Annotated in this window: 19 protein-coding genes; 14 read left to right on the top strand and 5 right to left on the bottom strand. The window is 64.6% G+C overall.

All coding sequences use genetic code 11. The features are described 5' to 3' along the window. The first annotated feature begins 50 nt into the window (after positions 1–50). Complete coding sequence (locus ASD87_RS20145) at positions 51–1,328, top strand: DUF1254 domain-containing protein (protein ID WP_200952217.1); 1,278 nt, start codon at positions 51–53, stop codon at positions 1,326–1,328. Positions 1,329–1,837: 509 nt separating this feature from the next. Here ASD87_RS20145 and ASD87_RS20140 read toward each other — a convergent pair. Next, positions 1,838–2,860 carry a MerR family transcriptional regulator gene (locus ASD87_RS20140; protein ID WP_056325629.1) on the bottom strand — a complete coding sequence of 341 codons (1,023 nt, stop codon included), beginning with the start codon at positions 2,858–2,860 and terminating at the stop codon, positions 1,838–1,840. A gap of 315 nt (positions 2,861–3,175) precedes the next feature. Here ASD87_RS20140 and ASD87_RS27005 point away from each other — a divergent pair, with 315 nt between their 5' ends. Then, on the top strand, positions 3,176–3,451 hold the full coding sequence (locus ASD87_RS27005) for a hypothetical protein (protein WP_156403475.1): 276 nt from the start codon (positions 3,176–3,178) through the stop codon (positions 3,449–3,451). A 331-nt stretch (positions 3,452–3,782) separates the two neighbouring features. Here ASD87_RS27005 and ASD87_RS20135 read toward each other — a convergent pair whose 3' ends face one another. From ASD87_RS20135 to ASD87_RS20125, 3 genes are all read right to left on the bottom strand, one after another. Further along, entirely contained in the window at positions 3,783–4,475 is a 693-nt protein-coding gene (locus ASD87_RS20135; RefSeq protein ID WP_056325626.1) for a lysozyme inhibitor LprI family protein, read from the bottom strand. A 64-nt stretch (positions 4,476–4,539) separates the two neighbouring features. Beyond that, the gene (locus ASD87_RS20130) at positions 4,540–5,313 is read right to left on the bottom strand and encodes an IclR family transcriptional regulator (protein ID WP_056325624.1); all 774 of its coding nucleotides are present in this window, start codon (positions 5,311–5,313) and stop codon (positions 4,540–4,542) included. After that, positions 5,303–6,100 (bottom strand): IclR family transcriptional regulator, encoded by a 798-nt coding sequence (locus ASD87_RS20125; protein WP_056325621.1) that lies wholly within the window; start codon positions 6,098–6,100, stop codon positions 5,303–5,305. The genes ASD87_RS20130 and ASD87_RS20125 overlap by 11 nt, the downstream gene beginning before the upstream one ends. 193 nt (positions 6,101–6,293) lie before the next feature. Between ASD87_RS20125 and ASD87_RS20120 the strand changes: the two genes are divergently transcribed. From ASD87_RS20120 to ASD87_RS20095, 6 genes are all read left to right on the top strand, one after another. Next, on the top strand, positions 6,294–7,460 hold the full coding sequence (locus ASD87_RS20120) for an acyl-CoA dehydrogenase family protein (RefSeq protein WP_056325619.1): 1,167 nt from the start codon (positions 6,294–6,296) through the stop codon (positions 7,458–7,460). A 62-nt stretch (positions 7,461–7,522) separates the two neighbouring features. Next, on the top strand, positions 7,523–8,506 hold the full coding sequence (locus tag ASD87_RS20115) for a tripartite tricarboxylate transporter substrate binding protein (protein ID WP_056325616.1): 984 nt from the start codon (positions 7,523–7,525) through the stop codon (positions 8,504–8,506). Between the two features lie 20 nt (positions 8,507–8,526). Beyond that, a complete protein-coding gene (locus ASD87_RS20110) occupies positions 8,527–9,498 on the top strand; it encodes a tripartite tricarboxylate transporter substrate binding protein (protein WP_056325613.1) in 972 nt (323 codons plus the stop codon). A gap of 3 nt (positions 9,499–9,501) precedes the next feature. Continuing rightward, positions 9,502–10,671 (top strand): acyl-CoA dehydrogenase family protein, encoded by a 1,170-nt coding sequence (locus ASD87_RS20105; protein ID WP_056325611.1) that lies wholly within the window; start codon positions 9,502–9,504, stop codon positions 10,669–10,671. An 18-nt stretch (positions 10,672–10,689) separates the two neighbouring features. After that, complete coding sequence (locus tag ASD87_RS20100) at positions 10,690–11,685, top strand: acryloyl-CoA reductase (RefSeq protein WP_056325608.1); 996 nt, start codon at positions 10,690–10,692, stop codon at positions 11,683–11,685. Positions 11,686–11,697: 12 nt separating this feature from the next. Beyond that, positions 11,698–13,833 (top strand): acetate--CoA ligase family protein, encoded by a 2,136-nt coding sequence (locus tag ASD87_RS20095; protein WP_056325605.1) that lies wholly within the window; start codon positions 11,698–11,700, stop codon positions 13,831–13,833. A 97-nt stretch (positions 13,834–13,930) separates the two neighbouring features. Here the strand turns inward: ASD87_RS20095 and ASD87_RS20090 are convergent, their stop codons facing one another. Continuing rightward, on the bottom strand, positions 13,931–14,629 hold the full coding sequence (locus ASD87_RS20090) for a GntR family transcriptional regulator (RefSeq protein WP_056325603.1): 699 nt from the start codon (positions 14,627–14,629) through the stop codon (positions 13,931–13,933). A gap of 188 nt (positions 14,630–14,817) precedes the next feature. On the opposite strand from ASD87_RS20090, the gene gabT reads away from it, so the two are divergent. The 6 genes from gabT (at position 14,818) to ASD87_RS20060 (ending at position 21,337) form a co-directional block, all read left to right on the top strand. Further along, positions 14,818–16,134, top strand: a complete 1,317-nt coding sequence (gene gabT / locus ASD87_RS20085; protein ID WP_235512777.1) for a 4-aminobutyrate--2-oxoglutarate transaminase — start codon at positions 14,818–14,820, stop codon at positions 16,132–16,134. Next, positions 16,131–17,111, top strand: coding sequence for an aminopeptidase (locus ASD87_RS20080; protein WP_056325601.1), 981 nt, complete (start codon positions 16,131–16,133; stop codon positions 17,109–17,111). Before gabT ends, ASD87_RS20080 begins: the two co-directional genes overlap by 4 nt. Further along, a complete protein-coding gene (locus tag ASD87_RS20075) occupies positions 17,108–17,881 on the top strand; it encodes an enoyl-CoA hydratase/isomerase family protein (protein WP_056325598.1) in 774 nt (257 codons plus the stop codon). Before ASD87_RS20080 ends, ASD87_RS20075 begins: the two co-directional genes overlap by 4 nt. Before the next feature lie 10 nt (positions 17,882–17,891). After that, positions 17,892–19,097, top strand: coding sequence for a CaiB/BaiF CoA-transferase family protein (locus ASD87_RS20070; protein ID WP_056325596.1), 1,206 nt, complete (start codon positions 17,892–17,894; stop codon positions 19,095–19,097). 107 nt (positions 19,098–19,204) lie between these two features. Then, positions 19,205–20,446 carry an ABC transporter substrate-binding protein gene (locus tag ASD87_RS20065; RefSeq protein ID WP_056325593.1) on the top strand — a complete coding sequence of 414 codons (1,242 nt, stop codon included), beginning with the start codon at positions 19,205–19,207 and terminating at the stop codon, positions 20,444–20,446. 12 nt (positions 20,447–20,458) lie between these two features. Then, entirely contained in the window at positions 20,459–21,337 is an 879-nt protein-coding gene (locus ASD87_RS20060; protein ID WP_056325591.1) for a branched-chain amino acid ABC transporter permease, read from the top strand. Positions 21,338–21,340 lie beyond the last annotated feature (3 nt).

The raw sequence follows: 21,340 nt of genomic DNA, 5'->3' as shown, positions 1-21,340 counted from the left end.
GTGCGAAGGACATCGCGGAGGCGGGGTTCATTTACGGCCTGCCTATCGTGATGAACTACGCCGTCATGCATGAGTACGCGGTGGATCGCGGCTCGGGGCAATTCAAGGCGCCTTTCAACCACATCAAGAACGAACCCAACGTATTCACCTACAAAGACACGGCGATTGTCACGCCCAATAGCGACACGCCGTATTCCTTCGTGTGGATGGACTTGCGGGCAGAGCCGGTGGTGCTTTCCGTGCCGGCGATCGACCCGAAGCGCTATTACTCGGTCATGCTCTGCGACGGCAACACCTACAATTACGGCTATATCGGCACTCGCACGACCGGAAACGAGGCTGGCGACTACATGGTGGTCGGACCCGAATGGAAAGGTGCCGTCCCGGTGGGCATCAAGCGGGTGTTTCGGTCCAGCACACAGTTTTCGCTCGCCGGCTACCGCACCCAACTTTTTGGTCCAGACGATCTCGACAGCGTGAAGGCGGTCCAGGCTGGTTACCAGGTGCGAATGCTCTCGGCGTACCTGAATCAGGCGTCGCCACCGGCCGCAACAGCCATCAGCTTTCCCATGATCAACAAAGAGTTGGCGAAGACCAACTTCTTCGAGTTTCTGGACTTTGCGCTGCAGTTCGCGCCTCCACAAGCCAACGAGCTTGCAGTCCGCGCGGAACTCGCGCGCATCGGCGTGGGGGCAGGCAAGACTTTCAACTTCAGAGATTTGCCGCTGGACCAAAAACTGGAGATCGGCCTTGGCATGAAAGAAGGCCAGCGCAAAGTGGACGAAGCCGTCGCCAGCACTGGAAAGGCGATCAATGGCTGGCGGCTAAGCGGACTGCCGGGTAACAGCGAACACTACAACGGCGACTGGCTCAAGCGCGCCGTCGCGGCTCAGGCAGGCATATATGGAAATGACCCGGACGAGGCAACTTACCCGTTCACCCGCGTAGACGCAAATGGTCAGACGCTGGACTGCAGCAAACACAATTACACCCTCACGTTTCCGGCCGGCGCGTTGCCGCCGGTTAATTCGTTCTGGTCGCTGACTATGTACGACGGCAAGTCGCAGCTACTGGTCAGGAACCCGATCGACCGCTACCTAATCAACTCGCCCATGCTGCCTGCGATGAAGGTTAACGCGGACGGGTCATTGACACTCTACATCCAGCACAAGACGCCGGGCGGCGACAGGCAAGCCAACTGGCTCCCCGCTCCCGATGGGCCGGTCTACCTGGTAATGCGGCTGTACTGGCCAAAGATCACACCACCCTCGGTCCTGCCAGCCGGGGAAGGGACGTGGCAGCCGCCAGGGGTGGAACGCGTCGTATAGGTTCCGGAGAAGACAGTGCCTCGACGGCGCCACGGCTCAGCCGTGATCTCCCAACGCGGCCTGGAGTGTCTCACAGATCGCATGACTGCTGGACACCGTCGAGTCAGCTTTGAATCAATAGCCCGTCACGGCTCTCAGCGGTCGGTCGGGAACTAGCTTTCGGCAGCTTCGAATAACGCAACACGCATTGTGGATGTCTCTTGTGGGTCGAAAGCTGCCGGATCGCACCGATGGCCGCCTTGCGGATTCGAACGCGCGGCCCCGCCGTGCGTCCAAAGCAATGGCCGCCTAGTGCGGCCTTTTGCTTTGGCGGATGTTGCAGGGTCAGTGAACGTCGGCAGCCCCTCATCGCCCACCACGAAAGACCGCTCCCCAGCAACGAACGGAATCTTACATGACCGATGCCACAAGGGTGCTCTGGCATCAACGCTGTCGTATTGCGGCGGCAATGAGTTTCGCCACTTGTCCATTCGCCTTGCCCGGCTGGTGCCGGGAAGTCAGGGGGCTGGCTACTTCGCTAGCGTCCCCATCGCCTGCCGGACAAACGCCAGCGTCGCGTCGTCCGCCCATGTGCCAGCGGTCAAGTCGGGCTCTGTCATCAGTGCCTGCCGGAACTTGGCGTGGGTGGCCGGGTTCTTGCCCGCATACGAACTGAACAGTTCCAACCACTGCCGCGCCAGCGCCCGGCCGGTTTCCGAGTCGGGCGCCGCGCCCGCATCAATAGCGTTCCGGACCTCTGCGATTAACGGTGGCCACTCCGAGATCCTGTCGCAGTAATGCTCGCGCATGAACCGTGCTTCGTCCGGCGTCAGATATTTTTCGTAGATAAGCAGCTTGCTTTCCGAGAAGGCGCGCAGCACATAATCGCGCATGGCTTTGGAAATGCCGACGTGCGTCTGCATGTCGGGCTCCTGCTCGTGCATTTGGTTCAGCTTCACCAACAAGCGCGGATCGCCGTTGGTATCGCGCAGCAGCAGTTCCATCCAGCGATGGGCAAGTTGGCGCGGTTTAGCCTCCTCGGGCGCCACGCCCTGCTCCATTAGCTGCTCCACTTCGTGGACCAACGCAAGCCAGTCCGGGTCGCCGTCCGGCCCACGGGTGTATAGGGGCAAACGCGCCAGTTCTTCTCGCGAAAAATATTTATCATACATAGTCATCATCTCCAAAGCTTTCAGCCAATCGGCCAGCTCAGGCTCCGTGCCGTCCGCCAGCTGCTCGTGCAGTTGCGCCAAGCGTTCGCGCAGGTGCGCGGCCTGCTGTATCTGGCGGTCCAGCATGGCAAGCTGCCGGGAGATCACGTCCGCCAAGCGCGCGCCGGGCTGGTCCAGGTAAGCGCCAATTTCCGCCAACGCCAATCCGAAACGACTCAATGCCTGGATCTGATGCAGGCGGGCAATCTCGTCGCGACCGTACAGGCGATAGCCGTTTTCGGCGCGCGCTGAAGGCGTCAACAAACCGATCGCGTGGTAGTGGTGAAGCGTGCGGACGGTCAGCCCGGTACGCTTTGCCAGTTCTCCTACGGTCAGTTGCATGTTTCCTCCTTCGAATACGCAGGCCAAACTTTGGGCCATCACGTTACGTGAGGGTCAAGCGGTGCTGCAAGTCCTGTGGGCGGTCAGGGTTTAATTGGATGTCGGCCGCCGCAGCAGGCCGGAGGTGGCACACGTAGGTCGACCGCGCAACGGTACCGGGCTATGTCACGGCCGCCCGACCGTTTCGGGTCGTCATCGGCCGGTCGACAAGGACAGTTCTCGGCCAGGAGGAGACAGGGGTCACCGTTTTTGCTGAAGCTGATCCCTATACTGTGGATGACCTACCCAACACTTCCCTAAAGAGAACAAGCAGTCATGGAAATCTTGACATTAATTTCAATCGTTTCAGGTTTTGCATCAGCCTCGGCTTGGATCTACGCGAGCCAGGTAAAGGTATCTCGCGAGCGTGCTATACGGCAGCGCCGTCTGGCGGCGGAAAAAAAGGGAACGAATCCGGACCTTTCTGGCGTGACATTCGATGGATGGGAAGTGCGGGAGACTTTGGCAGCACAATCAAAGTGGAACTCCATCGGCGCAGTGCTGGCAGCAACAGCGGTGCTTTGCCAAGCAGCAGGTCAGGCGCTCGATTAGCCGTGGCTCGACCAAATGCCAACTCTCCGCGGCTCAGTTTAATTTGAACATCTACGATGCAATCCGAATTCAAGCGTCTGTTGACGAAGTTCGAGCTGAGCCGAAAAGCTCTGTGAGAAGTTCTTGAACCAGGCTTTACGGCCTGTCTAGGGTCGAAAGCAGTCAGAGGAAAGAGCTACCTTGGCCGAAGGACGCCATGTCAAATATCGGCAGTCACCGGCCAGTTCCAACGGCAGTGGCTTGGCTGAATCTAGAGAGCATCCAGAATTACCCTACCTCTTACCGTCCCCGCAATTCCGCCCTCACCGCCGCGCACGCCTTCCAGCCCCCCTCAACGTATCGGAAAAAACGTACCCCCCAAGGTCCCATTCACCCCGCAATAAGGCGGACCAGATGAACCCGCCCCCGGCGGCAACTCCTCAACGGTCAACCCATCACCCTGCCGTTGCAGGTTCAGCACCCACCCCTTGGTGTCGACGCTCTTGACCCGCAGCCGCTCGCCCTGGGCCTTGCCAGCGGCTTCCACGTTGCACGACCAGCGCCCGTCGTGTGGCTGTGCAGCCGAACCTTCATACAGGATGTCGCCGTCGGGCTTCTTCCAGAGCGTGATCTCGCCGGAGAGGTTGCGCCATCTACCGCTGAAGCCCTTGCGTTCTGCCAAGTCGAGCGACGCGAGGAACGCGTCCCGGTACTTCAGGCGGCTTGCCAGTTCCTCGATGGGTTTGTCTTTGTCGAACGGCTTCTCGAAGGCGTCGTCGCGCACCTGGGTGAAATACCGTTGGTCGCGCAACAAGGCCTCGGACGTGACGGTGTCCAGAGATTTGCGCGCTTCGTTGTAGCGCTTGGCGATGCTTGCATCGAGCGCTGCGAGTTGAGGGTTTGCGCAGATGGCTTTTTCTGCGCCGGTGCGCGCCTTGGCGCAGTTGAATGAAGGCGATGCGTCCGGCGCCGCCATGGCGGAGATGGAAAATGCGCACAGCACGGCGGCGGCGCAGGCGGCTGGGAGAGTATTTTTGGTCGGCATGGTGCCGCTGATGATAGCGAGAATTCGTGCACCGCATGGGCCAAGGACATCAAGCGCACGCCGATCAGACAAGCCCCAGCAGTCTTTCCGTTTCTCTGGCCAACGCGACCAGCCGCGGGCCGATGTCAGCCGCGCGCTCCCGGTAAGGCCCGTCCTGCGTGGGCACGCCGCAATTGAAGACATACAACAACGATTGATACGGCCGCCCCAGCGGCGCCGCAAATCCGTAGGCGTCCGGCCGCCATTCCTGGTTGTTGCCGCAGAAACCCTTGCGTTCCAGATCGCGGCGCGCCGCGGCCAGATTGGGGAAGTGCGCCGCGTAATGCCTTGGGTCGGCCACGCGCAGCTGGTTCAGCACGACGGCGCGTTCCTCGTCCGGCACCCGTGCCAGCCATGCCTTGCCGGCGGCGCTGGACAGCAGCGGCAGCGACGCGCCGATGTCGGGCCGCGTCTGCAGCGCCTCATTGGAGCGGGCCGTTTCCACGTACACCATTTGCAAGCGGTCTCGCACAACGAGCGACACCGCGCCGCGCGCGTGGTCGGCAAGCTGCTTCATCAACGGCCGGGCCAGCTGCCGGATCTGCATGCTGGCGAGCAAGGGGTAACTCAACGCCAGCACCGACGCGCCCAGGCGGTAGCGTGCCGGCTCGCCCTCGCGCTGCAGAAATCCCAGTTCCACCAGCGTGTGCGTCAGACGCGCCACCGCGCTGCGCGACAGGCCGGTTTGCTGCGCAAAGTCCTTGTTGGCCAGCACGGGCCTGTCGGCACGGAAACACGTGAGGATATCGATCCCGCGCGCCAGGGTGGTGGTCAGTTCGCGGTCCGGATCACGCGTCATTGCGCTGCTCCAGCATTTTCTCCACACGATTGACCAGCGTCACCAGGCGCGGCGCAATGCGGCCGCGCAGGTCGCCGGGCCGCAGCCGCGTCACCGGCACCCCGCAATTGAAGACCAGCGTCTGGCCATCCACGCGCGTGCGCATGGGCACCGCCACGGCATGCACGTCCGAGTGCCAATCCCCCTGTCCCACGCAATACCCGTGTTCTGCGTAATCGCGTTGCGCCGCTGCCAGATCCGGCGCGTGGCGCCGCCAGATGGCGGGATCGTGCCGCCGTAACGCCGCCAGCACGGGTTCGGCCTCGCCGGGCGGCGCCTGCGCCAGCCACGCCCGCCCCATCGCCGAAGGCAGCAGCGGCAGCAAGGCGCCGATGTCCGGTCGGAACGACACGGCATCGTGCCCGCGGCAAGTTTCGACGTAGACCATGCTCAAGCCGTGGTGCATGCCCAGCGAAGCGGACCCGCCCGCCGCATCGGCCAGACGCTTCATCAAGGGGCGCGCCAATTGACGCACCTTGATGCTGGCCAGAAGCGGATAGCTCAGCGAGAGCACCGCCGTGCCAAGGCGGTAGCGCCGCAGCCCCGCGTCGTAGCGCAACAGGCCGCGCTGCATCAGCGTCGTCGTCAGGCGGGAAATCGTGGCCTTGGACAGGCCGGTGCGGTCCGAGAGTTCACGGTTGCTGAGCGCGGGCTCGCCATGCCGGAACGCCTGCAGCACCGACAGGCCGTGCGCCAGCGTGGTGGCGAAGGCGGGGTCGGCATGGTGTTCACCGGAGCGAGCGGTCATGGGCGGGATCCTGGTCCGGCGCGCTCGGGATGCGCACCGCGTATCCGTCGATGATAGAGCAGCCGGCCTGCGGATCCCCCTTCATGCCGTTCAAGATATCGAAACACTTGTCTCAAATCCGGCGGCCTTTTGCTAGCCTGATTCGAACAAGACGCGGCACGCATCAGCGCCCACGATAAAACGGAGACTCGCCATGATCAGGGACCCCGAAGGTTTCCCGCAATTTCTCGATTCACTGCGCCGCTACGTGCGCGACCAGCTCGCGCCCCGCGAGGCCGAGATCGCCCGTTTGGATGAGGTGCCGCAGGATCTGGTCGACAGCATGGCCGAACAGGGGATGTTCGGCTATTCCATTCCGCAGGAGTATGGCGGGGCGGGCATGACGACCGAAGAGCTGATCCTGGCCGCGATGGAGCTGTCCCAGTGTTCCGTGGCGCTGCGCGCCCGCGTCGGCACCAACACCGGCATCGGGTCCGAGGCGCTGGTCGCCGACGGCACCCCGGCGCAGAAGGCGCACTACCTGCCGTTGCTGGCGGCGGGCGAACTGACCGGGTGCTTTGCCCTGACGGAGCCGCAGGCAGGCTCCGATGCCACCGCGCTGCGGACCACCGCCGTGCGCGACGGCGACCATTACGTATTGAACGGCGAGAAGTGCTTCATCACGAACGCGCCGCTAGCTGGCCTGTTCACGGTCATGGCGCGCACCGATCCCGACGCGCCCGGCGCCAAGGGCATCACGGCTTTCATCGTGGAGCGCGGCACGCCAGGCCTGACCACCGGCCAGCCTTACGACAAGATGGGCCAGGCCGGGTCCCCCGTGTCGGCCGTGCATTTCCAGGACTGCCGGGTGCCGGCGGCCAACATCATCGGCGGCCAGGAAGGCCTGGGTTTCAAGACCGCGATGAAGGTGCTGAACAAGCAACGCATCCATCTGGCGGCCCTGTGCATCGGTCCCGCCATCCGCATGCTGGACGACACGCTGCGCTTTGTGGCCGAACGCCAGCAGTTCGGCAAGCCGCTGATGGACTTCCAGCTCATCCAGGCCATGCTGGCGGACTGCCAGACCGAGATCCAGGCCGCCCGCGCGCTGGTGCTGCAAACCGCCCGGGAACGCGACGCGGGCGTGGACGTGACGCTGAACGCCTCGATCTGCAAGTACTTCGCCTCTGAAATGTGCGGCCGCGTGGCCGACCGCTGCGTGCAGATGCACGGCGGCTATGGCTACATCGCCGATTACGGCATCGAGCGCTTCTACCGCGACGTGCGCCTGTTCCGTCTGTACGAGGGCACCAGCCAGATCCATCAATTGACCATCGCCCGCCACACGCTGACCCAGGCGGGCTACACGCCCGGCCGCTAGGGCACCCAGGGACCACGGCCACCAGAAGCCGCCGGCCCGCCAAACCAAAGGAGACTCCCATCATGCTGCACAAGCACCTGCCCAAATGGATCGGCGCGCTGGCCGCCGCCCTCGCCTGCTCGGCGTTGCCGCCACAAGCCGCGGCCGCCTACCCCGACAAGCCCATCCGCCTGATCGTTCCGTTCGCCCCCGGCGGCTCGACCGACATCCTGGGCCGCCTGCTGGCCGAGGCCCTGCACCCTATCCTGGGTCAGCCCGTCATCGTCGAGAACAAGCCGGGCGCGGGCGGCAACATCGGCGGCGACTTCGTAGCGCGCGCGGCCCCCGACGGCTATACGCTGCTGCTGGCCGCCGCCGGGCCCACCGTCGTCAATCCCAGCCTGTACGCCAACATGCCGTTCAATCCGGCCAAGGACCTGGCGCCCATCACCTGCCTGGAACGCGAGCACAACCTGATGGTGGTGACCAAGTCGATGCCGGTGAAGACGCTGCAGGAGTTCCTGCAATACGCCCGCGCCAACCCGGGCAAGCTGTCGTTCGGCTCGCCGGGCAATGGCTCTCCCGCGCAACTGGCTGGCGAGCTGCTCAAGCAGCAGACCGGCATCCAGGCCGAGCACGTGCCGTACAAAGGCAGCGGTCCCGCCATCACCGACCTCGTGGCCGGGCACATCGATTTCATGATCGACAACATGCCCGCCCTCTTGCCCCAGGTGAAGGCGGGCGGCCTGCGCGCGCTGGCCGTGCCCAGCGACCAGCGCGCCACCGCCGCGCCCGACATACCCACCTTTGACGAGGCCGGCCAGAAGGGCTTTGTGGTGATGGCCTGGAAAGGGTTGATGGCGCCCGCCGGCACCGACCCGGCGGTGATCGAGCGCCTGCATGCAGCCGTGGTCAAGGCGCTGCAGGATCCGCAATTGCGGGCCCGCTTTCAGGAGCTGGGGGCCGAGCCGCTGGCCAGCACACCGGCCGAGTTCGCCAAGCAGATCGCCGACGAAACCGCCTGGTGGGCCAAGCTGGTGAAGTCCACAGGCACCCGCATCCAATAGGCCGACGCCAGGAGACCGCCATGCAACCCTGCTTTCGAACGTTGCGCGCGCTATGCGCCGCCGTCCTGCTGAGCGCGGCGGGCGCCGCCCAGGCAGGCGCCTATCCGGATAAACCGGTGCGGCTGATCGTGCCCTATGCCGCCGGCGGCGGCACCGACACCGCCGCGCGAATGATCGCGCGCAAACTGGCGCCCCTGATCGGGCAGCCGGTGGTGGTTGAAAACAAACCTGGCGGCGCCACGCAGATCGGGACGGCCTACGTGGCCAGCGCGCAGCCGGACGGCTACACCCTGCTGATGGGCACGGCCAATCTTGCGACCAACAGCGTGCTGTACGCCAAGCTGCCTTACGACGTGACCAAGGACCTGACGCCGGTGATCGGGGCCACGGATGTGCCCGTGTACCTGCTGCTGCCGGCGGCCAGCCCGCTGCGGACGTTGGAAGACATCAAGCGTGCCGCCACCGCGCAGCAGGGCCTGACCTACGCCACCGCCGGCACGGGCAGCATCCCGCATCTGGCAGGCGAGCAGTTCGCGCACGAGACGGGCATTGCGCTGCGCCACATTCCGTACAAGGGCAGCAGCGAGGCCGCCACCGCGCTTGTCGGCGGGCAGGTCCAGATGAGCTTTGACAACCTGCCCCCGGTGTATGCGCAGGTCAAGGCGCAGCGGCTGCGGCCCATTGCCATCGCGGCGCAAAAACGCAACCCCGATCTGCCCGACGTGCCCACGCTGGCTGAGCTGGGCGTGCCGCTGTCGGCCTCGTCGTGGTGGGGCGTGATGGCGCCTGCCGGCACACCGAAGGACGTGATCGGCCAGCTCAACCGCCAGATCAACGCCGTGCTGGCCGACCCCGAAGTGCGCAGCTATTTCACCGGCCTTGGCATGCAGCCCACGGGAGGCACGCCCGAAGCCTTCGGGCAGCACATCGCCGACGAAACCCGCAGATGGCGCGCCGTCGTCAAGCAGACGGGCGTCAAGATCGAGGAATAAGCCATGCAGGATACGCAAGATCGCTACGCGGGCGATGCCCTGCCGGACCTGTGCGCACGGGTGCGCCGCTTCGTTGACGAGGTCGCGATACCCGCCGAGTCCCCGGCCATCGCGCGCGACGTGGCCGCACTCGACCGTTGTGTCGCCCAACTGCGCGCACGGGCAAAAGAGGCCGGTCTGTACGCGCCCCAGTTGCCCGTGCAATGGGGCGGACTCGGGCTGGGCTGGCGCGCGCTGGCCGAGGTGCTGGAAGAAGCCGGCCGGAGCTTCCTGGGCCCCGCGGCGCTGAACTGCGCCGCGCCCGACCAGCCCAACATGCTGACGCTGCTACGTCTGGGCAACGCTGCCCAGCAGGAACGCTTTCTGGCGCCGCTGGTGCGGGGAGAACAGCGGGCCTGCTTCGCCATGACCGAACCGGCGCCGGGCGCTGGCTCCGATCCCTCCATGCTGCGCACACGGGCCGAGCAGCGCGGTTCGCGCTGGGTGTTGAACGGCCACAAGCAGTTCATCAGCGGCGGCGTGGGCGCGGACTTTGCCCTGGTGCTCGCACGCGGCGAGACCGGCGCCACCTTTTTCCTGGTGCCTGCCGACACCCCGGGTTACCGGGTGGTGCGCGACATCGGCATGGTCACGGGCTACCAGATCGGCGGACATGCCGAGATCCTGCTGCAGGACTGCGAGGTGGGCGACGACGCCGTGCTGGGTGAGCCGGGCCAGGGCCTGGCCCATGCGCAACTCAGGCTGGAGCCCGCACGCCTTTCCCACTGCATGCGATACATCGGCCGCGCCCGCCGCGCGCTGGAAACGGCGCAGGCCTATGTTGCGCAGCGCGAGTCCTTCGGCGCGCGTCTTGCGGACCTGCAACAGGTGCAGGCGATGATCGCGGACTCGCACATCGACCTGCATGCCAGCCGCCTCATGACGCTGGACTGCGCGGCCCGCATGGACGCGGGCCTGCCGGTAAAGCAGCACAGCGCCATGACCAAGGTTTTCGTGTCCGACGCCGTGAACCGCGTGGCCGACCGTGCCGTGCAAATGATGGGCGCCTTGGGCCTGTCCGACGACACGCCCGTGTCGATGATCTGGCAGGAGATGCGCCCTTTCCGCATCTATGACGGCGCCAACGAACTGCACCGCGCCACGCTGGCGCGCCGGCTGATGGCGCAAGCCTGAGCCTCAATGGAGACGACGATGGACAATCCCCGATTCCAGGTCTACCGGCTGCACGCCGGTGCGGCGGGCGAGCCGCCGCAGGGCCGCTTCGAGACGCTGACCGCCGACCAGTTGTCCGCGGGCGACACGCTCATCAAGGTGGCGTATGCCGGCCTGAACTACAAGGATGCGCTGGCGCAGGCCGGACGCGGCGGCATCGTGCGCGACTACCCCCGCATCGGCGGCATCGACCTGTCCGGCACCGTGGTGCATTCCGCCGACCCCGCGCTTTCGCCGGGCCAGGAGGTCGTCGTGCACGGCTTCGGCATCGGCGTGGATTGCGACGGCGGCTATGCCGAGTTTGCGCGGGTGCGCCATGACTGGGTGCTGCCGCTGCCCGCGGGCATCGGCCTGCGCGACGCGGCCGTGCTGGGCGCAGCCGGCTACACCGCCGCGCTGTCGCTGCACTGGATGGAACACTGCGGACTGACGCCCGCGCACGGCGACGTGCTGGTCACCGGCGCCACAGGCGGCGTGGCCAGCGTCGCGATCGACATCCTGAGCCAGCGCGGCTACCGCGTCTGCGCCATGACGGGCAAGCCGGACGCCGCGGACTATTTGCGCTCGCTCGGCGCCCACGAAGTGATTGCCCCGCCCGATCCGTCGGCCGGCATCAAGCCGCTGATGAGCGCGCGCTGGGCGGGCGTGATCGACTCCGTGGGCGGCGCGCTGCTGGCCCACGCGCTGGCCAGCGTGAAACCGGACGGCGTTGCCGCGGCCTTCGGCAACGCGGGCGGCGCGGAGCTGCCCACGTCGGTCATCCCCTTCATCCTTCGCGGCATCAAGCTGCTGGGCATCAACGCCAACAGCCCCATGCCGTTGCGGCGCGAGGTCTGGAACAAGCTTGCCGGTGAATACCGCCCCGCTCACCTGGACCTGATCGCGCGCGTCATCGAACCCCGCCAGCTGCCGCAAGCGCTTGCCGCCCTGCTCGAACGCGGCAGCACCGGCCGCAGTGTCGTCCGCTACTCCTGAACGCCGATATCCATGAACCCGTCTGCCCTCCCCTCCCTGTCCCGCCTCTTCGATCCGCAAGGGATTGCCATCGTCGGCGCGTCGGCCACGCCCGGCAAGATCGGCGCGATGCCCGTCGGCCTGCTGCTGCAGCACGGCTATGGCGGCCGCATCGTCCCCGTGAATCCGCGCGCGGACACCATCGCTGGCCTGCCTGCCGTGCCCGGCCTGGACGCGCTCGACGCGGACATCGACCTGGCCATTCTGGCGGTGCCCGCCGCCCACGCCGCGCAGGCGCTTGAATGCGCCCGCCCCGGCCAGGTAGGCGCGGCCGTGGTGTTTACCTCCGGCTTTTCCGAAACCGGCGCGCAAGGCGCGGCCGAACAGGACCGGCTATGCGCCATCGCGCGCGAGCGCGGCATCCGGCTGCTGGGACCGAATTGCCTGGGCTTCATGAATGTGCGGCGCAACGTCTACGCGACGTTCTCGCCCGCGCCCGCCAACGGTGTCGTCGCCGCCGGCGGCATCGGCATGGTGACGCAAAGCGGCGCGTTCGGCGCCTACGCCTACCGCATGGCGCGCGAGCGCGGCTTGGGCCTGTCGCACTGGATCAGCACCGGCAACGAGGCCGACATCGACGTTGCCGACTGCATCGAATGGCTGGCCGGCGATACGCATACCCGCGTCATCATGGCCTACATGGAAGGCTGCCGCGACGGCGCCAAGCTACGCCGCGCGCTGTCCGCGGCGCGCGCTGCCGGCAAGCCCGTGGTCGTGACCAAGATCGGCCGCACCCAGGCCGGCGCGCAGGCCGCTGCCTCGCACACCGCGGCACTTGCCGGCGACGACGCTGTGTACGACGCGCTGTTCCGCCAGTACGGCGCCCTGCGCGCGCGCACCATCGAGGAATTCTTCAACCTGGGCTATGCGCTGGACACCTGGAAGCGCCCGCCGCAAGGCCGCCGCCTGGGCATCTTCACCATTTCCGGCGGCGTGGGCGCGCTGATGGCCGACGACGCCGCCGACAGCGGGCTGACGCTGCCCGAACCGGCCGCGGACGCGCAGGCCAGGCTGCTGGAACGCGTGCCGTTTGCCAGCGGCCGCAATCCCGTCGACGTCACTGGCCAGGCCGTCGCCGAACCCGGGCTGCTGCTGGCCACCGCCGACGACATGCTGGCCGATGGCCGCTACGATGCCCTGGCTGTCTTCCTGGCCGCCGCGGGCTCGTCCGAAGCGCTGTGGCCCACCTTCGAAGCCTTCGCGCGGCAGATGCAGGCGCGCCATCCCGACGTGCCGCTTGCAATTAGCGCCCTGTTCCCGCCAGCGCGGCGGCGCGAACTGGAGCGGCTGGGCTGCCTGGTCTTCCCGGATCCCAGCGCCGCCGTCCGCACGATCGCCGCGGTGGCCGCAATGACATCCCATTCCGGCCGCGTAACGACGCAGGCGGATCCCGCCCCCGCCAGTGCGGACAATGCGCCGCTGCGCGAAACCTATACCGAAATCCAGGCCATGGAACTGCTGCGTGATGCCGGGATGCCGGCTTCCCCGAGCACGCTGGCGGTTGACGCCGACGCGGCCGTGCGTGCCGCCGGCGACCTTCGCGCGGCGGGCCAGGACATTCCTGTCGTCCTAAAAGTGGTCTCGCCAGACATCACGCACAAAAGCGACGTGGGCGGCGTCAAGCTCAGCATCCGGGGCGAGGACGCGGTGCGACGCGCTTATGTGGACATCATGGCCGCGGTAAGCCAGCATCGCCCCGACGCCCGCGTCGAGGGGGTGCTCGTCGCGCCCATGGCGCCCAAGGGCGTGGAATGCATCGCTGGCGTGCATTGCGACCCCGTGTTCGGGCCCGTGGTCATGTTCGGACTGGGCGGCGTTTTCGTCGAGGTGCTGAAAGACGTCAGCTTCCGGCTGGCGCCCTTTGGCCGCGATGAGGCCCTCGACATGATTCGCGAGATCAAGGGATACGCGCTGCTGCAGGGCGCGCGCGGGGCGCCTCCGTGCGATGTCGATGCCCTGGCCGACGCGCTGGCCACCCTATCCCGGTTCGCGCATGCGCGAGCGGGGGAATTCAGCTCGGTCGAGATCAATCCCTTGCTGGCGCTGCCCGAGGGTCAGGGCGCGGTGGCGCTGGACGCGGTGGTGATTCGGAAAGGCCAACCGGCATGAGGCACTGGGCGTTTGGACCAGCTAGCCCGCATCCAGAACGCGCGCCGGGATCTCCGGCCGCGCATCCTGACCCGGACGCCAAACGCCCATCGACTTCCTACAAATAATCTTTGTATCGGCGAATGTACTCGCGCGCGCTTTGGTTCAGCTCGCGCACACAGCGATCCGCCTCGTCCACATCGTTGCGAATCATGGCGTCAAGCAGCGTCCGGTATTGCTTGATTCCCATCTCGGCGCGCCCAGGCAACAACGCCACGCGGCGCATCGTCACTTGCATGCGTTCGTAAATTCGTTCAATCAGATCGCTGAGCACGGGGTTGTTGGCGATTTCGTTCACGCGATTACGGAACCGCACGATGGTGTCGACATGCGACTCGATGTCGCCGTCCCTCAACGTGTCTTCAAACTGCTGACCGAGCATCTGCTGAAGCGCTTCGTAGTCGCTTGCCGAAGCATTCTCCATGGCCAGGCGAACGGACAGGCTGTCTAGCGTCTCGCGGACCTGGTAGAGGCGATAGGTGGTTTCCATGTCAACGGGAACCACCACCGCGCCCTTGTTCGGAACCCGTTCGATCAGGCCGCGGTCTTCCAGCGTAGCCAGCACCTCACGGGCCTTGGCGCGCGGGATTCCGTAGTTCTTCACGAGATCTTCTTCCGGCAGGCGCGAACCCGGCAGCAACGCTTGGGAAGCGATGCGCTGTCGCACATCCAACACGACGACCTGGGTGGACGGCATGCTTTTGCGCTCTTTTGCAGGGGCGGATTGCGCTTTTGGTTTCTTCGGAGAAGTGGCCATGTTTTAAGCAGGTCGAGACAAGGTTTTGACGCCGTCGATCATAGCACTCTTATCGCACTCAAGATTGTGCACAATCTTGCGCTCATGCTCGTATTTTCTTATTGACACAATGATTTGTGCCAGCGCAAGATACCCCACATCGCATCACCTGACGCCGATTTCCGAAGGAGAGTGCCTTGTCCTCAGCCGTGCTTGCATCCCTGCCGGGCCCGATTTGCCAGCAGTACCAAATAAAGCGGGACGCGCTTGTCGCTCGCGGAGTCGCCAATGGAGCGCCCATCTTTGCGGCCCGCGCAAGCGGGTCCGAAGTGGTCGACCTCGACGGCAATACCTACCTGGATTTCGCGGGGGGCATCGGCACGTTGAACGTGGGCCACGCGCACCCGGAGGTCGTTGCCGCGGTCAAGCGCCAGGCAGACGACTATCTGCATACCTGCTTCAACATCGTCATGTACCCCGGCTACATCGACCTCGCCGAAATGTTGGTCAAAAGGCTGCCCGGCGACTGGCCCAAGAAGGTGATGCTGCAAAGCACCGGCTCAGAGGCCGTCGAGAACGCAATAAAGATCGCCCGACGCGCAACGGGGCGTCAGGCAGTGGTGGCATTTGAGGGCGCGTTCCATGGGCGCACCAACATGGCCCTTGCCCTGACTGCGAAGGCGCCCGCCTATAAAACCGGCTTTGGACCCCTTGCCAGCGAGGTGTACAGGGCGCCCTTCCCCTACGTGTATCGCACTGGCGCCGACGAAGAAACCGCGGCTCGCCAGGCCTTTGAGCGTTTCGAACGCATGGTCGAAACCGAAATCGGCGCACGACAAGTCGCCGCAGTCATCATCGAACCCGTGCAAGGCGAGGGAGGCTTTCACGCTGCGCCGGCCAGCTTCATGCGCCGGCTACGCGAATTCTGCACAAGCCACGGCATCGTCCTGATCGCCGACGAGATCCAGTCCGGTTTTTGCCGCACGGGCCGCTGGTTCGCCATCGAGCACAGCGGAATTACCGCCGATCTCTACACCCTGGCCAAATCCATGGGCGGCGGCATGCCGATCGCCGCCGTGGTCGGCCGCGCCGAACTCATGGACGCGCCCGATGTCGGCGGCCTGGGCGGGACCTACGCGGGCAATCCCCTGGCCTGCGCAGCGGCGCTGGCCGCAATCGCCGTCATGGAACGAGACGACTATGCCGGCCGCGCGGAGGCGCTGGGCCGTCAATTGGCCGAGCGATTCGACGCATGGAAACGCGACATTCCCATCGTGGGGGACGCGCGCGGGCTGGGCGCGATGCGCGCCGTGGAAATCGTCACGGACAAATCCACCCACCGTCCGGACGGCCAGGCCACCGCGCGCATCGTGCGGCGCGCATATGAAGCCGGTCTGATCCTCGTGAAGGCGGGTTTTCATGGAAACGTGCTGCGCTTTCTTGGCCCGCTGAACATGAGTGCCGAGCAGTTGCAGCGTGGTTTGGACATCCTTGAAAAATCCATCAATGCCGAGGTGCGCGCATGAATACGCTATTGAAGTTGGACAACGCGCGTAAGGTCGTGCATCTGTTGGGAGACGCGCGCCCCGGCATGAATGTGCTGGTGCTGTACGACTACTACACCGAGCAGAATGTCCAGCCGCTGGCCATCGCCATCAACGAATGCGGCGCCATTCCCCACATGCTGCAGATACCTGGCAGCCGCCAGCATGGGCGCCCGTTTTCGCCCATCGTGGCCGACGCCATGTGCGGCGCGGACCTGGTCATTGCGCTGACGCGCGCCAATGCCGCCCATACCGAAGCGCGGCAAAAAGCGACTCGCGCCGGCGTCGGGGTCATTGTCTTGCCCGAATCGGATTTGCCGGATTTCTTTATGGCCGAAGGCTGGAACGCCGACTTTCAAGCCTTGCGTCCGCAAATCCAGGGGTTGGCTGATGCGCTCACCCACGCCGATACGGCACGGGTCACCAGCGCTGCGGGTACCGACATAACGATGAGCATTGCAGGTCGTCGTGGCCGTGCGCTGCATGGATTTGCGAACACGGAAGACATCTCGGCGGGTTACTGCCTCGAATCCAGTCTGGCCCCCGTTGAAGGCACAGCCGAAGGCGTCATCGTGGTGAACGCCAGTATCCCCGGCGTGTCACTGATCCGAGACGAATCGGTTCGCATCACATTTGAGCGCGGCATGGCCGTGTCCATCGAGGGCGGGGCCGAGGCTGCCAAATTCCGGGATCTGCTTGCCGGGTTCCACGATCCCCTGGTCTACAACCTGGGCGAACTGGGTGTCGGCATGAACCCCTGCTGCCAGCTGGACGGAACGATGCTTTCCGATGAAAGCGTGTACGGGTCCATCCAGTTGGCGCTCGGCACCAGCGCCTACATCGGCGGAACGGTCAAGGCGGCCGCCCACTACGACACCATCGTGACCGATGCGCAACTCTGGCTGGACGGCAAGCTGGTCCTCGACGGCACCACGCTGCACCTTGGGGACGCGCGATGAGCATTCGACTGGACCGCGGCCAGAACGGAATCGTCACCGTCTTGATGGACAGGCCTGCCAAGCGCAATGCCTTCACGCTCGACATGTATCGTGAGTTTGGTGATGCATTCGACACGCTCAACGCCGATGACAGCGTCAGGTGCATCGTGGTGCGCGGCGCGGCAGGCGCTTTCTGCGCCGGTAGCGATATCGGCGGGTTCGACGAAACCCGCAGCGGCGCGGAACAGGCGCGAGAGTACGCCGAGTTCACGCTGGCCATGACCGACCGGCTCAAGCTCACGCCGCATCCCACGGTCGCATGCATCGAAGGCGCGTGCGTGGGCGGCGGGCTGGAGATCGCGGCCATGTGCGATATCCGCATTGCGGGCCGGGGCGCCCGATTTGGCGTGCCGATCAACCGCATCGGATTGACCCTGGACTACCGGGAACTGGCCGATCTGCTGGCCGTCATCGGTGGCACGCGCACGCTGGAAATACTGCTCGAAGGCGCCGTTTTTGGCGCAGACGAGGCACTGAACAAGGGCCTCGTCACCAGAGTGGTGGACGACGACAAGGTTGGCGATGAAGCTTACGAAGCTGCCGGGCGTATCGCCGCGGGCGCTCCCCTGGTCAACCGCTGGCACAAACAATTCGTGCGTCGCTTGCAAGCTGGCGGCGAACTGGCCGAACACGAACTGGCTCAGGCCTATGCCTGCTTTGACACCGAGGATTACCGCAACGGGCAGCGCGCCTTCCTGAAAAAGGAAAAGCCTGTCTTTGCAGGTCGCTGAAAGGAAAGACATGAAGCAGAACACTGCCGCGATGCCGCTGGAAGGCATCAAAATTCTGGACCTGTCCCAAATCATGGCCGGGCCGTACTGCACCATGGTTCTGGCGGATCTGGGCGCCGAAGTCATCAAGATCGAAAAGCCTGGCGCGGGCGACGATTCCCGAGAAATGGGGCCCTATGTAAACGGAGAATCGAGCTGCTTTGCCCAGATCAACCGCAACAAGCTGGGCATTTCCCTCAACCTCAAGCGACCGGAACTTCGCGAAACCGTGCTGGAAATGGTGCGGTGGGCCGATGTGCTGATCGAGAACTACCGCGTCGGCGTCGCCTCCGCGCTGGGGCTTGACTACGAAACGCTCAGCGCCATCAATCCCCGCTTGGTCTATTGCTCGATCTCGGGCTATGGGCAGACCGGGCCGTATGCGGGCAAGGGGGGATTTGACCTGGTGGCGCAGGGCATGACTGGCATCATGAGCATGACCGGCGAGCCAGACGGACGCCCCCTCAAGTCGGGTATCGCCATCTATGACGTAGGCGCCGGACTGACCGCTACCTACGCCATCCTTGCCGCCTGCATTCACCAGCAGCGCACCGGCGAAGGCCAGCACATCGACATCTCGCTCGCGGAATGTGGACTGCCCTGGTTTATCTGGGAGGCCGCGGCCTACTTCTCGGAAGGCACGGTACCCAAGGCTACCGGAAGCCGCCACCGCGTGTCCGCACCCTATCAAGCCTTTAGCACCGGCGACGGCTACATCGTCATTGGCGCCGCGAACCAACGCACCTGGGAAAAGCTCTGCACCGACGTCCTGGGTCGCCCGGAGCTGATCCACGACCCGAGATTCCTGACCAATAGCGACCGTCTGGACAACATCGCCGAACTGGAGCCACTGCTGGAAGCCGAATTCGCGCGCGCCGACGCGGCTAGCTGGATCGCCCGATGCGAAAAGGCCCAAGTGCCGTGCGGCCCCATCAACGATTTCCACCAGGCGATGCAGGATCCGCATTATGCGGCTCGCGGCATGGTTCAAGAACTGGACCACCCAAAGCTCGGCCGCATGAAAACGGTCGGCATACCCACTAAATTTTCTCGTACACCGGGCCAGATCAGGCGGGCTGCGCCCCTGCACGGCGAGCACACTGACGAAGTCCTGCTTCGCTTTGGCGCGTCGCCAGAAACTATCGCGCAATGGCGCGAACACGGCATCGTTCAGTAAAGAAGCAGATATCTCCACAGCACAAAAAAAAGCAGTCAAGGGGCCGGGCAGTCAGCCGGCATATTCGAAGTGAAGAATCGCGTCTCACGCGAAATCAAGGAACGAATATGAAAACGCAGCAACCCAAGAACACGTCCCGCCGCGACTTTTTATCGGTTGGCCTGGTGCTGGCTGGCGCAAGCCTGGCCCCCTGGAGCCTGCGCGCCGCGCCCGCGGGGCAGCCATTTCGCATCGGCGCGCTCAATTCCATCACCGGCGTGGGCGGCCCGTATGGGGTGCCGATGCTCGAAGCCATTCGACTGGCTGTCGACGAGGTGAACGCCGCAGGCGGCGCCGCCGGGCGTCAGCTGCAGCTTTTCGCCGAAGATGATCAGACCAAGCCCGACGCTGCAGTCCTCGCGGCGAAAAAGCTGATCGAGGTGAATCAGGTCCAGGCGGTGGTCGGAATTTGGCCCTCCTCGGTGGGTCTGGCTGTCATGCCCATCACCAACAACGCCGGTCTCATCATGATGAACACCTGCGGCGCCCCTGAAATGCTGACGGAGAACCGCAAAGGCCTTGCCTGGATGTTCCAGGCATCGAACGCGGTCTTTGGACGCGCCTTTGCTGAAGTGGCACGCCAGCGCGGCTTCAAGCGCCCGGCAGTCATGGCCTTCAACAACTCCACCTTTGTTGGGCTGGCCAACTATTTCAAAGAGACGTGGGAGAAAGACGGCGGCAAGGTCAGCAGCATGGTGATCTACGAACCCAATCAGACCACCTACCGAACCGAATTGAACCGCGTCCTTGCAACGAAACCGGATGTGATCGCAATGGGCTCGTATCGCCCCGACGCAACGATTTTGCTGCGCGAGTGGTACCAGACCGGTCAGGACTGCAAGTTCATCATGCCGGGCTGGACCGCCAACGAAGCGCTGGTCAAGGCGCTGGGCAAGGAGGTCACCGAGGGCATCATCTCGATTTCCAACGTCGCGGCAAGCGGAAACCCGGCTTACAAGAGCTTCTCCGAGCGGTTCCGCGCCAAGGTCAAGCACGATCCCGATGTGTTTGCCGCCCAAAGCTACGACATGGTCATTGCGCTGGCCCTGGCCATCGAAGCCGCCGGACCGACAGCCGACATCGCCGCCATCAACGGCCAGGTCAAGGCGGTCACCCGGCATGGCGGGGAAAAGATCTCTTCGTTTGCGCAGGGCCGTGATCTCATCCGCGCCGGCAAGGCGGTGGACTACGACGGCGCATCGTCAAACCTGGAGTTCGGCGCGCATGGCGAGACCGTGCCGGATTTCGGCGTATCGGAAATCGAAAACGGCAAACTGGTACTGAAAGAGACCGTGCCGGGTACGCGTTGAAGCGGAGCAACGATGGAACTCATCCCGATCTTGAACGCCGTCATCAATGGCATCGTGCTAGGCACCTTGTTGTCACTGCCAATCCTGGCGATCACCATGGTGTTTGGCATATCGCGCTTTCCCAACGCGGCGACGGGCGACTACATGACGCTTGGCGCGTACACAGCCGTCGCCACCCAGGCGTGGATCGGCAGCTCACTCGTGCTTGCCGTGGTAAGCGCCAGCGTGGTGACCGCACTGATCGCCGTATTTTTCTATCTGTGGGTCTTCCGGGCGCTTGCTAAACGCTCCAACGTGGCGCGTCTGATCGCCTCGCTGGGCGTGGCGTTCGTCGTACGCACGACGATCACCTTTTTCGCGGGCCAGGACCAGTACAACCTGGAAATGGGCCGGATCATGCGTGCGTGGAACTGGCATGGCATTCGCATCCTGCCCATGGACGTCTACATCCTGCTTACGGCCATCGGTGCGTTGGGGATCGCGTTTGTGATTCTGCATGCCACGCCACTGGGACGGCGCATGCGGGCGGTGGCCGACAACCCAGACCTCGCCGCCGCCAGCGGCATCCGCTCACGGCGGGTCATGCTTTATCTGTGGCTGTTGAGCGGCTTCTTCTGCGGGCTGGGCGGGGTTCTGCTGGCCATCAAGGCAGTGGTCGTCCCCGAACTCGGATTCGAGCTATTGATGCCGATGTTCGCAGCAGTGATCCTGGGCGGCATTGGCAATCCCATCGGGGCCGTCGTCGGTTCCCTGATATTCGGGATCTCGCAGGAAATCGCCACCCTTTACGTTGGCCCCTCCTACAAGATTGTCATCGCCTTCCTGGTCTTGCTGGTGCTGTTGTTGTTCCGGCCGCAGGGTCTGTTTGGCCGCCCGATCATGGCGAGGTAAAGA

This window comes from Achromobacter sp. Root170, from assembly GCF_001428165.1.
Lineage (GTDB): Bacteria > Pseudomonadota > Gammaproteobacteria > Burkholderiales > Burkholderiaceae_B > Achromobacter > Achromobacter mucicolens.
Note: the sequence above shows the minus strand (reverse complement) of the source record. Positions and strands in the feature narration are given on the sequence as shown.

What these genes read in the sequence shown, in the direction of transcription:
- ASD87_RS20090 (WP_056325603.1), bottom strand. Translation starts at nt 14,629, where the DNA reads ATGGCCACTTCTCCGAAGAAACCAAAAGCGCAATCCGCCCCTGCAAAA.
- ASD87_RS20120 (WP_056325619.1), top strand. Translation starts at nt 6,294, where the DNA reads ATGATCAGGGACCCCGAAGGTTTCCCGCAATTTCTCGATTCACTGCGC.
- ASD87_RS20100 (WP_056325608.1), top strand. Translation starts at nt 10,690, where the DNA reads ATGGACAATCCCCGATTCCAGGTCTACCGGCTGCACGCCGGTGCGGCG.
- ASD87_RS20070 (WP_056325596.1), top strand. Translation starts at nt 17,892, where the DNA reads ATGAAGCAGAACACTGCCGCGATGCCGCTGGAAGGCATCAAAATTCTG.
- ASD87_RS20105 (WP_056325611.1), top strand. Translation starts at nt 9,502, where the DNA reads ATGCAGGATACGCAAGATCGCTACGCGGGCGATGCCCTGCCGGACCTG.
- ASD87_RS27005 (WP_156403475.1), top strand. Translation starts at nt 3,176, where the DNA reads ATGGAAATCTTGACATTAATTTCAATCGTTTCAGGTTTTGCATCAGCC.
- ASD87_RS20060 (WP_056325591.1), top strand. Translation starts at nt 20,459, where the DNA reads ATGGAACTCATCCCGATCTTGAACGCCGTCATCAATGGCATCGTGCTA.
- ASD87_RS20065 (WP_056325593.1), top strand. Translation starts at nt 19,205, where the DNA reads ATGAAAACGCAGCAACCCAAGAACACGTCCCGCCGCGACTTTTTATCG.
- ASD87_RS20125 (WP_056325621.1), bottom strand. Translation starts at nt 6,100, where the DNA reads ATGACCGCTCGCTCCGGTGAACACCATGCCGACCCCGCCTTCGCCACC.
- ASD87_RS20095 (WP_056325605.1), top strand. Translation starts at nt 11,698, where the DNA reads ATGAACCCGTCTGCCCTCCCCTCCCTGTCCCGCCTCTTCGATCCGCAA.
- ASD87_RS20135 (WP_056325626.1), bottom strand. Translation starts at nt 4,475, where the DNA reads ATGCCGACCAAAAATACTCTCCCAGCCGCCTGCGCCGCCGCCGTGCTG.
- ASD87_RS20075 (WP_056325598.1), top strand. Translation starts at nt 17,108, where the DNA reads ATGAGCATTCGACTGGACCGCGGCCAGAACGGAATCGTCACCGTCTTG.
- ASD87_RS20080 (WP_056325601.1), top strand. Translation starts at nt 16,131, where the DNA reads ATGAATACGCTATTGAAGTTGGACAACGCGCGTAAGGTCGTGCATCTG.
- ASD87_RS20130 (WP_056325624.1), bottom strand. Translation starts at nt 5,313, where the DNA reads ATGACGCGTGATCCGGACCGCGAACTGACCACCACCCTGGCGCGCGGG.
- ASD87_RS20145 (WP_200952217.1), top strand. Translation starts at nt 51, where the DNA reads ATGAACTACGCCGTCATGCATGAGTACGCGGTGGATCGCGGCTCGGGG.
- ASD87_RS20115 (WP_056325616.1), top strand. Translation starts at nt 7,523, where the DNA reads ATGCTGCACAAGCACCTGCCCAAATGGATCGGCGCGCTGGCCGCCGCC.
- ASD87_RS20110 (WP_056325613.1), top strand. Translation starts at nt 8,527, where the DNA reads ATGCAACCCTGCTTTCGAACGTTGCGCGCGCTATGCGCCGCCGTCCTG.
- ASD87_RS20140 (WP_056325629.1), bottom strand. Translation starts at nt 2,860, where the DNA reads ATGCAACTGACCGTAGGAGAACTGGCAAAGCGTACCGGGCTGACCGTC.